The organism is Pedobacter sandarakinus (assembly GCF_026240095.1).
GTDB lineage: Bacteria > Bacteroidota > Bacteroidia > Sphingobacteriales > Sphingobacteriaceae > Pedobacter > Pedobacter sandarakinus.
The window spans coordinates 978,903-993,832 of sequence record NZ_JAPIVG010000001.1 but is presented as its reverse complement, the minus strand read 5'-3'; the positions used below and the strand labels follow the sequence as shown (position 1 = coordinate 993,832).

Sequence of the window (14,930 nt, the reverse complement as noted above, 5' to 3'; positions counted from 1 at the left end):
ATTAAACCCTCATTTTTATTAAAGGTTTTTTAAGTTTGTGTGTGGTTGTTCTATTTTTAAAGTTCATTCGTCGGGTTATATTTGCCGTTTGTCGAATAAAGCAAAATACCTGTAACAAACCCCCTCTCGAAACCTCTAAAATATAAATTGAAAGCATTGAAACACTTAAAACAGATTCCTTTAGAACTCATATTCTGGGTATTGGCTTTAGTGTTGCTGGCAACGGCAAATGGGCACGAGCACCATTTTACCATTTGTCCGCTTGCTAATTTAGGTTTCGAGCAATGGTGCCCTGGCTGCGGTTTAGGAAGAGCAATAAGTCATATTTTTCATGGCGAATTTGCAGAAAGTTTTGCCGCACATTGGTTTGGTTTTCCGGCGCTTTTAATTATAGTATATAGAATTTACAATTTAACAATAGATCAAAATAAGTTTAAAAAATTAACCACAAACACATAAAATCATGGATATCTTTCAATCACCTTTAATGTCGTTACCAGGTATAACGCCAGAAGAATATGCTTACTTACAACAAGCTACAACAGGTTTAAACGAGCAGCAGTTGCGTAATTTTTTAATGATTTACGGTAGCCGTAGAAAACAACCATCAGAAATCTTGTTGCTTGCTTTAATTGGATTTTTAGGTTTTGCCGGCATCCACCGCTTTGTAATTGGCCAGATTGGTATGGGAATTTTATATTTCTTCACCGGCGGATTGTGTATGATTGGTACCATCGTAGATGTTATTAACCACAAAAGCCTGGCTTTTGAATATAACCAGAAAATGGTTTTCGAAAGCTTGCAGATGATTAGGATGGGTGGTGGCTTTCAATCGGCATAATTTTTTAAATATTTGGAAAGCAAAGGCAAAAGCATTTTTTAAACATTCGCCCCGCTATCCACTACAAGCCCGCCACAAAATTAAAATTTGGGCGGGCTTTTTGTTGCTATCGGGTTTAACTTACTTGGCTTAGTAATGCTTGGGTTTAGTTCGCTCCTGCAAAGCGCTAAAACTTAAACTCTCCTACAAACCTGGCACCGCTATTCCCTCCCTCCATGGGTAGTACAATTATTTTACGTTGCTCCTGCCCGGTTGCATAGCGGGTATAAATTTCCGCAGTAACGGTGGTAGGCCCACTAATGGTAATTTGCCTGTCGCCATAATAGTTTGCTTCAATTTTATATTTCCCTTTAATAGCACTTTTCAGCATAAACTGCTCTGGTCCGTAGCCATCTGTAAAATCGTTACTCATTCTGCCACCAATTTTCGTTTTATTATTCCCATAATAACTTTTCTCTCCGGTAGGATCTGTTAGCCATAAATCGATATCCGTATCGTTTTTATTCCAATTTAACACTACCCGAATATCAACCGGCAAAGGAGTGATCAATTGTTTATCAATAGCCTTTGTATTTAGTTTTTTGCCTTGTGTAGTAATGAGGTTGTTTATTTCTGCCACTACAATTTCTTCAATACCATCATCTCGGTTGGCAATTTGGGCATTGTAACCCAAGGTTAAAACCTTATATAAATAATCAAGCGCTAGTTGATGTTTTCCCGCATCAGCCAAGGCTAATGCGTAATCGCGATAGCTTTGTGCATCCATAGGCCTCCATTTTAGAACCTGCTGTGTAATGTAAACTTCTTCCAGATAGTTACCGGTTTGTTTCAATTTATACGCAAGCGTTTTATAAAGGTCTGCATTCTCTAAATCTAAATCGGCAATGCTGCTTAAAATGGTAAGCGCCCTTACGCTATCCTTTTGCTGGTAAAACCAATTGGCAACATCAAAGTAAAACATAGGTGTAGATTGGTAGTTGGGCCTTTGTTTTAAATAGGCCTGATAGGCGCTGTCTGGCGTGCCCAATATGTATTTCATATAATCTTTGTCGCTTTTGAAATCGGGCACAATAATAACGGGTTGGTTTATAACAACCTTTTTTGTGCTCGCGTTGCTTACACCGCGTATGTGGTTTTGTGTAATGCTTACGCCAGCAGCCCTCCCCTGCAATGCCTCGTTTGCAATTGTAGTAGACGCTCCCGTCATCGCGGTTTTGCGCTGTGTAGCGTAACCTACCACTACCACATCTGCAAGCGCATTATTGCTGTTTGTTAATTCATCTCGTTTCACTACTGGAGCGGGCAACTTTGCGCTCGCAACTCGTGGTGGTGCCTCAGTCTCTCTGCGGCTTGTAGCAGATCTAGGAATCGCCATCTCGAGTACGGTATGGTTTGCAACAGGATCTGGTACGGGATAGCTCTCTTTAGATTTTACAGGTTCTGTATATTCGAAACGGGTATTCCACCATTGTTTTAAGCCTTTCGTCATGGCTATCGCGTCTGCCATTAAATCCGTTTTCCGTTCCAAAATTTCATTTCGGCGCTGTTTCAAAGCCACTTCGTATTCCCTTTTCAATTCATCGGGTGGGGTAATTTCATAACGTAGGTAATCACTTAAATTCTCGAGCACGATTAAACTGGTATTTCGCGTAACAATGCCAAACTGCTTGCCTAAAACGGCAATGTCATCTTTATGGGTTTCGTATTGAATATCCATTTCACTAATTTTTTTCTGTGCCCAGATTCTGCTTACATCAATACTACTGAGGGCATGCTCAGTACCGTTCAGGTGTACCTTTTGCTCGGCTACCACATTGTTTCCATACCCAAACTGTAGTACAAACTCGGTATTTAGCCCGTTTAATATTCCAGCAACAGATAAATGCCCATTGACATTTACTGGCATAGATGGATAAACCTGGCGGATATCAGCATCGTTTTTTATGCCCAAGAACTGTAGATTTTCTTGATTTAATTGTGCAAAAGCTTGGCTTGGGCTTTGCGCATTGAGGTTAACAAATTGCCCTCCAGACTTCTGGCTGATAAATTTCAATGTACTGTAGTCTGCCTTCTGTGAGCTATTAACGCAGTGAATTGGTTTGCTAAGATTTACCGTGTTTTGGCCAAATGTAGAAAGGCCATCGCTAAATATCAGGTATTCGTCTGCCCCGAAATTGCGGGAACTGATGGCGCTAAAATTGGTGCCACCATCGAAAACCAGGGTTTCTAAACGTTGTTTTAGTTCTGCCCAGTTGCCATTTGAAATATTAAAAGTTCCACCGTTTTTAAAGTTATTGTTGAGCAAGCCCAAGGTAATGCTGAGGTTTTGCTTTTTTGAGATAATTTTCTCTAAAAGATCAAAGTCTTTCTTAATATCACGTAGCGAACCGCTTAAAGATGTATCCCAAATTAAACCCAGGTGATTTCCCCATTGCTTTGCCCTACTTTGTTTTTTCGGGAATACATTGACAAGGAAATAATAGCCTTCAGATGCTTTCTGCATTTGCACTTCTGGCAAATTGCTTTGTTTCGGCAAACTGATAGATAAGCCGTTTTTAGGTTGATAGTTAGTTTTGTTGATTTGCCCGGTATAAGTGTTTCCGGTTCCTTTTAAGTTGAAGTTCCCATCGGGCGTTTCTGTAAACTGGGGTTTGGTTATGCTTTCAAAAACAGTTGTTTTAAGTGAAAAATTGGCGATGGGTTGGTTATAGCTTAAGGGCAAGTGGTATTGCAGGGCGCCTGTTTCATCTAAAGCAAGTTCTTCTTCGTAGCCTACAATAATTGTTCTGTTTCCGTTTGCAGGAAGCGGATAAATTCTGGTTCTAAAGTTATTGCCTGCTACTTTTTCTAGCAAACCAGGGTCTACGCGTTGGCGTTCTATACGTTCGAAAACTTCGGTGGCTTTTGCTTTTTCTACAGCTACTGCAGATCTCATTTTTCCGTTTATGTCTAATGCATAACGACTAATGCTTACGCCCTCTGGCATTGGAAAAGTGAGCTCTCCTTCCAAAACCTGGCTACTGCTGTTATGGAAAATCATGGTCATTACCGTAGTTGCAATGTTGCCGGTAATTTGCACATCTATCCCTAATTTGGCGAGCTTTACAGGGTTTTCTGTTGGTTTGCCAGTATGCGCAACTTCTAATACAGGCATTTGTGCGCTAACGCCAATTGCCGTGAACAATAGCAAGCCAATAAAGAGTTTTTTTGATGGTTTCATAATGTAAGGTTTTTATAGTGATGCAAACTGAAACCCAATTGCATAAAAAAAATTTGCAGCACTTGCTAGCCGGAGGGAAATAGTTGGGTTTTCTTAGGTGTTTTAAACCCGATTGCAGGGTAAACCCTTTTTGTTGAACAACTTTTTCAACTGCTTACCACGTCCGCAAAAAGGTTGAAACGGAAAGCGGGGCTTGCTTTACTATGAAATACAACAGCAACTTTTTCTAAAAAAAAATGTAACAATTAATGTAGCTTAGGTTCTAATTATTAAAAAATTGATATTATGTTAGTAACCACTACACCTACAGTTGAGGGCAGAAAAATTGTAAAATATATTGGCCTGGTAACTGGAGAAACAATTATTGGCGCAAACATTTTTAAAGATTTGTTTGCCGGAATTACAGATATTGTTGGCGGTAGATCTAGCTCTTACGAGCGTGTGCTGCGTGAAGGAAAAGATACAGCGGTTAATGAAATGCAACAATATGCAGCGGCATTAGGAGCAAATGCGGTGGTTGGAGTGGATTTGGATTATGAGACAGTGGGTAGTGGCGGTAGTATGCTTATGGTAAGTGCCAGTGGTACCGCCGTAATTTTAGAAGGTTAAGATATTGCTTATTGCGAAAGCTAGGCAAAAATGAGAAAGTCTTTCCGGTGCGGGAAAGACTTTTCTTGTTTCTTTAGTTTAGAAAGATAAAATATCAATGAGTTTAAGCCACTTGGAACTTACCTTTTCTGCATCGATATGCTTTATTGCATGTTCAAAAGGGGTGAAAATAATTTCTCTGTTTACCTGACCCACCATAACGCTACGTTCTCCATTAATTAGGCCTTCTACTGCGGTTACACCTAGTCTGCTTGCCAAAACACGATCCATACAGGTTGGCTTACCACCACGCTGAATATGCCCCAGAACGGAAACTTTAGTATCGTAATGCGGGTATCTTTCTTGTAGAATTTCGCCCACTTTAAATGCGCCACCAGTTTCATCGCCTTCTGCAACAATAATGATTTTGGAAGCTTTGTCTTTACGGCTATGTTCTAATTTAAGCAAGATATCATCGACATTCATATTGGCTTCGGGAATCATGATGGCTTCTGCGCCAACGCCAATACCACTTCTAAGCGCAATTAAACCCGAGTCTCTTCCCATTACTTCAACGATAAACAAGCGATCGTGAGATTCTGCCGTATCGCGGATGCGGTCTACTGCGTCTATTACGGTATTAATGGCAGAATCGTAACCAATTGTAAAGTCTGTTCCAGCAAGATCATTGTCGATGGTTCCGGGCATCCCAATGATTGGGAAATCGAATTCTTTAGAGAAAATGTTTGCGCCGGTAAAGGTTCCGTCGCCACCAATTACCACTAAGGCATCAATGTTATTATCTTTTAAATTCTGATATGCCGTTTTCCTACCCTCAACTGTTCTAAAGGCTTCACTACGGGCGGTTTTAAGAATTGTACCACCACGCTGGATAATGTTTGCTACAGATTTGCGATCCATAGGGATAAAATCATTATTAATTAACCCTTCATAACCTCGGATGTAGCCGGTAACTTCAATATCGTAGTAAATTGAGGCTCTCACTACAGCCCTTATTGCAGCGTTCATGCCCGGAGAATCGCCTCCGGAGGTAAGAACACCAATATGCTTAATCTTATTCATTTGTTTATTTCTTGGCAAACGCCGATAATCCATTATCGAGGTATTGCAAATAGGTATCAATATTAAATTCTACACCAATAGGCGGTGTAACCAACTCTTTTTCGTCGGTGCCTAAAAGTACATAATAAGGTTGCGAAATTGTATTAAATCTTTCCGCTTGCAAATGTTTAAACTTTTTACCGACGGTATTCACTTTAGTGTCCAAAATTTTCGATTCAAATTGTTCTGTTTCGGGTAAAGCAGTTTTATCGTCTGTGTATAAAGATACCACAATATAATCTTCTTTTAGTTTTTTAAGCACACGTGGATCTGACCAAACTCTCGCTTCCATCTCTCTGCAGTTTACACAACCATGGCCGGTAAAATCAAGAAATAATGGCTTTTTCACGCTTTTTGCATAAGCAAGGGCTTCCTGATAATCGAAAAAACCATCTATGTTGTGCGGAATGTGTAAGAATTCTGAATATTTTCTTTTCGGATGGTTTGGCGTATTGTTGGCTCCTGCTGATGTGTTTTCTTGTCCTAAAACAAAATCTTGCGTAGCCATTGGTGGAACCAGCGCACTTACAGCTTTAAGTGGCGCACCAAATAAACCGGGAAGTAAATAAAACGCGAACGTAAAAGCAGCTCCAGCGATGAACAAACGTGGTGTAGATACGTATGGAAGATCGCTATCGTGCGAGAATTTGATTTTGCCAATGATATAAAAACCCAGTATAAGTGAGATTACAATCCAAATAGAGATAAATACCTCCCGATCTAATATGCCCCAGTGATATGCTAAATCTGCAGTTGATAAAAACTTTAGTGCAAGCGCGATTTCTATAAGGCCTAACACCACTTTTACTGCATTTAGCCAGCCCCCCGATTTCGGCAAGCCAGTTAGCCAACTCGGAAAAATAGCAAACACGACAAATATGAGGGCTAAGGCCAATGAAAATCCAAACATCCCCATTATTGGGGCCAGAAAGCCGCCGCTCTGCCCTACGGTAACCAATAAAGTACCAATTAGTGGCCCCGTGCAAGAGAATGAAACAACAGCTAAAGTTGCTGCCATGAAGAAAATTCCTGTTAAGCCTTTTGCATCAGATTTGGAATCCATCTTATTTACAAATGAGCTGGGCAGCGTTATTTCGAAGGCACCCAAAAATGAAATACCAAATACAAGTAAAATAAGGAAGATAAAAACGTTGAAGAAACCATCTGTCGCCAATTCGTTTAATGCACTGGCGCCAAAAATAACGGTAATTAAAAGACCTAAAAGTACATAGATCACAATAATAGAAACCCCATATATTACGGCGCCTTGAATTCCTTTTCCTTTGCTTTCTGCACGTTTAGTAAAATAACTTACTGTTAAAGGCACCATTGGGAAGATACAGGGAAGTAGAAAGGCAATAAGACCGGCAATAAATCCTGCCCCAAAGATAGAAAGTAGACCTTGCGATGGGAGAGCCACAGCAGGCTTCGGCACGGCCGGGGCTATTTTTTCTGTTGTATCTGTCTTTAACGAATCTTTAACAGCACTATTGGCGGCGCTATCTGCAGCAGAACCAACTTCTGTAAACACAATATCATCTGGAAGGGCTGTGGTTGTGGTATCTTGCTTTACAAAAGCATAGCTTTTAATAGCAGGCAATGCGATGAACATTGTGGCCATTAATAAGAGTATTAAAACCTTTTTCATTTGTGTGGGGTGTATTGTGGCCGTGAAATTAAGAATAATTTTATAAACGACTAGAGAAAGCTATTCGCCAAAACATAGATTTTACTTTAAAAAGAAACAGTCCTGAATTTCAGGACTGTTTTTAAATATTTAAAGATCAATTACTTAACAGGTATGCTAAATTCTATTTCTTCGGGAGGAAGACATTGCCTATCGTTGCAAACCATGAATTCTACTTTGCCCTTGGCGACTGTAGCCGTTTTGTTGAGCTTAATTTTCTGCTGAAAAATTACCGATTTTTCGAAGAAACTTACATTCATCTTAAATGTATCTTCAAATTTTACGATGGCTTTCGGTTCAGTTGTTTTTCCTACTAAAGCGAAATCTTTAGATGGTGAAAAGGTAAACGTAGTTTTTACAGGCCCGCCATCTTTTATGTTTTGCGAATAGATATGCCATCTATCATCTATCGTAGCTTTCAGGTATAAAATCGCTTCGGTTTTACTTACTTTTTTTGCTGCGTAAGACCAGGTTACTGGCTTTTCAATTTGTGCAAACGCGCTAGCAACAGTAATTACTAACAGTGATAGCACTAAGGTGATTTTTTTCATTTGTATGTTATTTTGTGTGTATTAATTCTATCTCTTTAAAATTGAAAGATTTCAGTTCATTGCTTGTTTCCAAGATCAGCTGTCCGGTATCTGTAACCCCTTTGATAACCCCTTCAAAAACCCCTCCATTAAAAGAGTAAGATGCTGAAATATCGAAATTGTAAAGTTGCTTTAAGTAATTGTTTTGTAAAAGTTGATATTCACCTGCCTTCAGCATGAAGTAATATTTCTCCATAAAGATGAGAAACTGATTTGAAATAAGCATAAGATCCGTTTCTTTCCCTAAAATATTAAAGAGAGAAATGGCCCTATCAGCTATATTGTCTGTAAATCGTTGTTGATTGATGTTTAAACCTACGCCAATAACAGACGATTTTAAATGAGCGCCTTTTAGTGTATTTTCAATAAGAATTCCACCAAGTTTTTTGCTGCCAAAATAAATATCGTTTGGCCATTTCACCTTAATGTTAGTGGTTAAAAAGCTTGAAACAGCTTCTCCAACCGCTAAACTTACTGCGATGTTTAGGTAAAACTGCTTATTAAGCGGAAGGAATGATGTGTTTAAATACAAACTTAAGCTTATGTTCTGGCCAGCCTCGCTTAACCATACCTGCGCTTGTTGCCCTCTGCCTGCAAATTGATTGTCTGCCATAATTACAGTCCCGTCTGCTAATGGCTCGGATTTTGACAACAAATCTTTTAAAAAGTTATTTGTAGAATCGACTTCTTTTAATTTGATAAAATTTTGACCAACAAATAGTGTCGAAAAAGTGTTATTTTGCAAGTGTTGAATTTATAATATTGTGATTCCAAAATTAAAGCATTTTAATGGTAAAAAAGAAATTAGTAGCCCTTTCTACTTACCTTTCTGAGTTGGCTGTACACGGCATACAAGAGAAAAAAGGAGAAGATATAGTGCGGTTAGATCTAAGAAATATACATACCTCAGTAGCAGATTATTTTATTATTGCCAGCGCAAACTCTGCCACGCAAGTTAAAGCGATAGCAGATAGTGTTGAAAAAGAAATATACAAAGCAACCCAAGCCGATCCAAGGCACAAAGAAGGATTTGAATCTGCAGATTGGATTATTCTTGATTACTTCGATGTAGTAGTACATATTTTTAAGACTGAAAAACGCCATTTTTATGGCATAGAAGAATTGTGGGGCGATGCTGAGAGTACAAATTACCAAAGCGCATAACCTCTAGAACCATTTTGAAAAAGAAAAATGAACGATAATCAAAATACAAACGACAACAAGAAACTTGGGAAAAGGATTCCTAACATCCCAAAAAAGCCACAAAAGGGACCAAAATTTAACGTATTTTGGATTTATGCGGCTATCATTCTTGCCGTAATCGCGGCACAAGTCTTTTTTACGAGTGATGGCGGGAAGAAAGTAACCTACCCGGAATTTGAAAGCAAAATGCTTTTAACCGGAGATGTTGAACGTTTGGTGGCTTACAAAGCCGAGGATTTGGTAAAAGTAGAGGTTTATATTAAGCCAGATGCTTTAAAGAATAAACCGGAATACAAACAGTACAAAAGTAACAGTTCTTTTTCTGCGGTGAATACTGGACCAACTGTTTATTTCACAGCAGGTACTATGGATGGGTTGGACAAGCAGTTAGCAGAATCTCAAAAGAATCTTCCTGCAGACCAACCAAGAATTTTGGCCGATAAAGAAAGCAGGAGCAATCCGTTTTTGGGTTTGCTGCTTAACATTGGCTTACCCCTGTTATTGTTAATCGGATTTTGGATTTTTATGATGCGCCGGATGGGCGGTGGTGCAGGTGGTGGTGGCCAGATTTTTAGTATTGGTAAATCTAAAGCTACACTATTTGATAAAGAGAGTCAGGTTAACATAACCTTTAACGATGTTGCTGGTTTAGAAGAGGCCAAACAAGAGGTGATGGAGATTGTAGATTTTCTGAAAAACCCTAAAAAATATACTAATCTGGGAGGTAAAATTCCCAAAGGAGCGCTGTTAGTGGGTTCTCCGGGTACCGGTAAAACTTTACTCGCTAAGGCGGTTGCCGGTGAGGCTCAGGTTCCCTTTTTCTCTTTATCTGGATCAGATTTCGTGGAAATGTTTGTTGGTGTAGGTGCATCTAGAGTGAGGGATTTGTTTAAACAAGCAAAAGATAAAGCACCATGTATCATCTTTATTGATGAGGTAGATGCAATCGGTCGTGCACGTGGTAAAAACAGTGTAATGGGCGGAAATGATGAACGTGAAAATACACTAAACCAGCTGTTGGTAGAGATGGATGGTTTTGGAACAGATTCTGGAATTATCATTCTTGCCGCTACCAACCGTCCGGATGTATTGGATTCTGCATTGTTGAGACCTGGCCGTTTTGACAGACAAATCTCGATTGATAAACCCGATTTAGTTGGACGTGAGCATATTTTTAATGTACACTTGAAGCCAATTAAAACCGCTGAAGAGGTAGATGCCAAGAAATTATCGGCACAAACCCCGGGTTTTGCAGGAGCAGAGATTGCCAATGTTTGTAATGAGGCAGCACTAATCGCAGCTCGTAGAAACAAAGAACAGGTAGATATGCAGGATTTCCAGGATGCTATTGACCGAGTTATTGGTGGTCTAGAAAAGAAAAATAAAATTATTTCTCCAGAAGAGAAACGCATAGTAGCTTACCATGAGGCTGGCCATGCCATCGCTGGTTGGTTTTTAGAACACGCCGATCCATTGGTTAAAGTATCTATTGTTCCGCGTGGTGTTGCTGCCTTAGGTTATGCGCAATATTTACCCAAAGAACAGTTTTTGTATACCACCGAACAGCTAATAGACGGTATGTGTATGACGATGGGTGGACGTGTTGCGGAAGATATTACTTTTGGTAAAATTTCTACAGGCGCACAAAATGATTTGGAACGCATTACCAAGCTTTCTTATGCAATGGTTAGCATTTACGGTATGAATGATGCCGTTGGAAATGTGTCTTTCCATGATCCACAAAATGAATATAACTTTAACAAACCCTACTCAGATAAAACATCAGAATTAATTGATGTTGAAGTGCGTAAATTGATTGGCGATGTTTATATCAAAACCAAACAATTGCTTTTAGATAAGCAAGAAGGACTTGAAAAATTGGCGCAGAAGCTTTTGGAAAAGGAAATTCTGTTCCAGGCTGATTTAGAGGAAATTTTAGGAAAAAGACCTTTCGATACGCGTACAACTTATGATGAGTTTGTTAACGGAACGGGCGACCAAACACCTGCCGCAGAAGGATTGATACACGATGGCGTGGGTGATACTGATATCAACAACGAGGTTGGTGGAATAAATCCCGCTTCAGATAAAGAATAAGATGCAACATGCTTTAGATTGCATATAAGCACAATTATCCATAAGTTTGAAACCTTGAACCTAAGAAATTCAAGGTTTCATCTGTTTTATACTGTTATTAATCAGTTTGGGGCATGCCTTATTGGAGGTTTAAAAATTAAAATGGTTTGTTTTTAAAGAATGAAGGATAATACAACATCCAAAGAGCAGATGCTAAAAAAGATAAGAAAAGCGCTTTTAGAAAAGCGTGAAAATCCTTATCCTAATTTAGAAGAAAGCCCTTTGTATAAGGAAAATACAGAAGAACTTGAAATCCTTTTTGCAGAGCAACTTACTGCGGTTTCCGGTAATTTTATTTTTTGTGAGGATGGCATAGATTTTTTTGAAAACATGCTACAGCTGGCAGATCGATTCAAATGGAGAAAAATTTATTGCTGGGAGCCCGAACTTCAAGCATTTTTAAGTAAATATGAATTTCCATTCTACCAAACAGATAAAGATTTTGAACAGGCAGAGGTGGGAATTACCTTATGCGAAACGCTTATTGCAAGAAATGGCAGTGTAATGGTAAGTAACCAGGGTGCGGCAGGCAGAAGGTTAAGCATTTTCCCCCATCATCATATTGTTATCGCCAAAACGAGCCAGCTGGTGCTGGATTTGAAAGATGGCTTTCAACTGCTCAAGAGAAAATATGGTAACCAAATACCATCGATGATTAGTACGATTACGGGTCCGAGCAGAACGGCCGATATTGAAAAAACTTTAGTTTTAGGCGCACATGGACCCAAAGAGTTATTTGTGTTTTTAATTGATGATTTCAGCTAACCATTTATTAATCTCTATACCACTGTTGCAACTTGTGCAGGTAATTAGCTGGTAAAAAATGCGAAACCCAACACTCCTTTGTTGAAATAATTTTTAAATTCAATAATTTACTATATTTTTATACTACATACCAATTTAGTATGTGGTATTATAATTATGAGCAAAGTTCTAAATACAGTGATTATCGGTACTGGTAGTTACATTCCTGAAAATATCATTTCAGGGAACGAATTTCTTAATTCTACTTTTTTTGAGAACGGTTTAAAGCTGGAAAAAGAGAATTCGGAAATTATACATAAGTTCTCAGAGATAACAGAAATTGTGGAGCGCAGATATGCATGTCCTGATCAGTTAAGCCATCATATTGGAGCATCGGCTGCGGAAAAAGCAATTGCCGATGCCGGAATAGACAAGGAAACCTTAGATTATATTATTTTTTGTCACAACTTTGGCGATATCCCTTTGGGCAGTAACAGGATAGACGTGCTACCATCACTTGCGGCCAAAGTAAAACAACGTTTGGGTATCTCTAACCCGGATTGTGTAGCTTACGATATTATTTTTGGTTGCCCTGGATGGGTACAGGGCGCTATACAAGCTAACTATTTTATTAAGAGTGGCGATGCTAAGCGTGTACTGGTTATTGGTGCAGAAACCCTAAGCCGAATCGTAGATCCGCATGATAGAGATAGCATGATTTTTTCTGATGGTGCAGGTGCTGTTATTTTCGAAGGAAAGGAAGAAGACAATAAAATGGGTATTCTTGCCCATAAAACAGAAACCCATGCTTTAAATTATAGCAATTTACTCGTGATGGGCAAAGGTTTTCATCCAGAAGAAGATAGTGGTAATTTTTACCTGAAGATGAATGGAAGAAAGCTGTACGAATTTGCTGTTGTACAGGTTCCACAGGTGATTAAAAAGGCCATTGATAAGGCAGGCTTAACCATAGCCGATATTAATATAGTATTTGTGCACCAAGCCAATGGCAAAATGGATACGGCAATTATGAAACGCCTATTTAAACTTTATGGCAAAGATACCGTGCCAGAAAACCTGGTACCAATGACGATTTCCTGGCTAGGCAATAGTTCGGTAGCTACAGTGCCCACGCTTTTAGATCTTGTACTAAAAGAACAAGTAAATGGTTATAGCGTAAAACCAGGCGATATAGCTGTTTTTGCATCAGTGGGTGCCGGTATGCATATTAATGCTTTCATCTACCGTTTCTAATTACTTAAACGCTTCAGACCAGCTTTTGCCTGACTTTCAATACTGCTTTCGTACTCGTGATTTTTCATGGAAATGGCCGTATTGAAGGCTTCTTTGGCTTTTGGGTTATTCCTTTTTTTCTCGAAAATTTTCCCCAACTGCAGGGCAGCATTGGCGGCGTAATAGTATTTCAGGTTGCTGCCAGAATTTATTGCAGCCTGATAAGCCGCCACAGCCTGATCTTCTTTACCCAACTCATCATAAATTCGCCCCAAACGATAGTTGAATTCTGTTTTGTCTTTTTCTGTGGTAAAATCACTTATAGATTTATCAGCTAAAATAGAAAGTGCCCGGGTGTAGTAGCCTCCATCAAACAAAAGCCTTGCTTTCAATAGTTCGGGTAAAGGCACTGGGGCTGCTGCTTCGTTCTTAGCCTGCTTGTCTTTCTCGTTGTATAAGTAACCGCTGTTTAAGGCCTTGTTGGCGAAAGTAGAATAGCCAGACCTATCCCCTTTTAATAGCGAGATCCAAGCCAGATGAAGATTTGCATCTTTAATATAACTTACGCCTTTATTGGCTTGCAAAAAGCGATTGAAATAGGCGCCTGCATTGAGGTCTAACTTATTTAGATGTGCAACACCCTCCAGGTAATCGAGATATGGAAAGGGTTGAAATACGCCACCTTCGGGCTTTTTGGCTAAAATCTGGATCGCCTCATCGCTGCGTCCGGTTTTTACACAAACATAGCTCCGTAGGTAGCATTTCAGCAAGCTCGAATCTGGCATCCGTTCAGTGTATTTTATAGTTTTAGCGTATGCAGCAGGACTATGAAGCACATCGTTAAGCACATAGGCATAGCAAAAAATCACTTCTTCGTAAAATGGTTCATAAGAAGATTTAGGAAGATTGTCTGCTAATTTTTCAAACATGTTAATCCCGCTTTGTTGGTTTCCCTTAACGCCGAAAGTAGCCAGGGTAGACTTTAGTGCGCCATCAGGCAGATTGCCTAAAACTACATTTATCAACCCTAACCCCTTTAAATTCAGGTGAAAGCTGGGAAACTTCTTAGCATTGTCTTGAAGCATTCCGTTTGCTCTCTTAATGGCTAATGCTGCGTTTACATATTCGCCAAAACGACCGTATAATAAGGCCCATTGCAGGTTAATCTCTGCTTGCGCATAAAGGTAATAGGGCGATGCTTTGTCGTCATCGCTGATCTTATCTAAACGGATTGATTTATTGCCTTTCAACCGATCGAAATCTGCTTTGCTCTCTGAGGTAAGAATGGTTAAATAATCAACATAATTTTCTAGTAAAGGAATAATAGCATTGTTAGGGTGCTGCTTCTTCTCGGTTGAAATATACGCCTTGGCATTTCCCATTTTAAGTTCAAAGATACTTTTATAAGCATTTAAACAATTGGCATTGAAATCGAAATTGGCAAATAGTGTAGTAGGGAAAATTAAAAGCAGTGCAATAAAAATGAAGCGGATACTGATACTCATTCGTAAACAATTATGGTTGATTTCGGCTATCCTTATGGACTTGGGGAAATACCTAATTTAA

13 protein-coding genes are annotated in these 14,930 nt (G+C 39.2%); 7 read left to right on the top strand and 6 right to left on the bottom strand.

The annotated features are described in order from the left end of the window. The first annotated feature begins 156 nt into the window (after positions 1-156). Positions 157-459, top strand: a complete 303-nt coding sequence (locus OQ268_RS04225; RefSeq protein WP_265854849.1) for a DUF2752 domain-containing protein — start codon at positions 157-159, stop codon at positions 457-459. 4 nt (positions 460-463) lie between these two features. After that, on the top strand, positions 464-841 hold the full coding sequence (locus OQ268_RS04220) for a TM2 domain-containing protein (protein ID WP_265854848.1): 378 nt from the start codon (positions 464-466) through the stop codon (positions 839-841). Between the two features lie 166 nt (positions 842-1,007). Here the strand turns inward: OQ268_RS04220 and OQ268_RS04215 are convergent, their stop codons facing one another. After that, a complete protein-coding gene (locus OQ268_RS04215; protein ID WP_265854847.1) occupies positions 1,008-4,061 on the bottom strand; it encodes a VIT domain-containing protein in 3,054 nt (1,017 codons plus the stop codon). Between the two features lie 285 nt (positions 4,062-4,346). On the opposite strand from OQ268_RS04215, the gene OQ268_RS04210 reads away from it, so the two are divergent. Continuing rightward, positions 4,347-4,670: a heavy metal-binding domain-containing protein gene (locus OQ268_RS04210; protein ID WP_265854846.1), complete on the top strand. Its 324-nt coding sequence runs from the start codon at positions 4,347-4,349 to the stop codon at positions 4,668-4,670. A 78-nt stretch (positions 4,671-4,748) separates the two neighbouring features. On the opposite strand, the gene pfkA is transcribed toward OQ268_RS04210, so the two are convergent. The 4 genes from pfkA to OQ268_RS04190 all read right to left on the bottom strand — a co-directional run bounded on the left by pfkA (position 4,749) and on the right by OQ268_RS04190 (position 8,793). After that, positions 4,749-5,732: a 6-phosphofructokinase gene (pfkA, locus tag OQ268_RS04205; protein WP_265854845.1), complete on the bottom strand. Its 984-nt coding sequence runs from the start codon at positions 5,730-5,732 to the stop codon at positions 4,749-4,751. 4 nt (positions 5,733-5,736) lie between these two features. Next, positions 5,737-7,419 (bottom strand): protein-disulfide reductase DsbD family protein, encoded by a 1,683-nt coding sequence (locus tag OQ268_RS04200; protein WP_265854844.1) that lies wholly within the window; start codon positions 7,417-7,419, stop codon positions 5,737-5,739. Positions 7,420-7,559: 140 nt separating this feature from the next. After that, positions 7,560-8,009, bottom strand: a complete 450-nt coding sequence (locus tag OQ268_RS04195) for a protein-disulfide reductase DsbD domain-containing protein (RefSeq protein WP_265854843.1) — start codon at positions 8,007-8,009, stop codon at positions 7,560-7,562. A 7-nt stretch (positions 8,010-8,016) separates the two neighbouring features. Next, on the bottom strand, positions 8,017-8,793 hold the full coding sequence (locus OQ268_RS04190; RefSeq protein ID WP_265854842.1) for a biotin--[acetyl-CoA-carboxylase] ligase: 777 nt from the start codon (positions 8,791-8,793) through the stop codon (positions 8,017-8,019). 44 nt (positions 8,794-8,837) lie between these two features. Between OQ268_RS04190 and rsfS the strand changes: the two genes are divergently transcribed. From rsfS to OQ268_RS04170, 4 genes are all read left to right on the top strand, one after another. Further along, positions 8,838-9,212, top strand: a complete 375-nt coding sequence (gene rsfS / locus OQ268_RS04185; RefSeq protein ID WP_265854841.1) for a ribosome silencing factor — start codon at positions 8,838-8,840, stop codon at positions 9,210-9,212. A 27-nt stretch (positions 9,213-9,239) separates the two neighbouring features. Then, the gene (gene ftsH / locus OQ268_RS04180; protein WP_265854840.1) at positions 9,240-11,348 is read left to right on the top strand and encodes an ATP-dependent zinc metalloprotease FtsH; all 2,109 of its coding nucleotides are present in this window, start codon (positions 9,240-9,242) and stop codon (positions 11,346-11,348) included. Positions 11,349-11,507: 159 nt separating this feature from the next. Next, the gene (locus OQ268_RS04175; RefSeq protein WP_265854839.1) at positions 11,508-12,152 is read left to right on the top strand and encodes a LutC/YkgG family protein; all 645 of its coding nucleotides are present in this window, start codon (positions 11,508-11,510) and stop codon (positions 12,150-12,152) included. A 156-nt stretch (positions 12,153-12,308) separates the two neighbouring features. Beyond that, positions 12,309-13,385, top strand: coding sequence for a 3-oxoacyl-ACP synthase III family protein (locus tag OQ268_RS04170; RefSeq protein ID WP_265854838.1), 1,077 nt, complete (start codon positions 12,309-12,311; stop codon positions 13,383-13,385). Here the strand turns inward: OQ268_RS04170 and OQ268_RS04165 are convergent. Beyond that, on the bottom strand, positions 13,382-14,869 hold the full coding sequence (locus OQ268_RS04165; RefSeq protein WP_265854837.1) for a tetratricopeptide repeat protein: 1,488 nt from the start codon (positions 14,867-14,869) through the stop codon (positions 13,382-13,384). The two genes, OQ268_RS04170 and OQ268_RS04165, sit on opposite strands and share 4 nt — an antisense overlap. Positions 14,870-14,930: the final 61 nt, after the last annotated feature.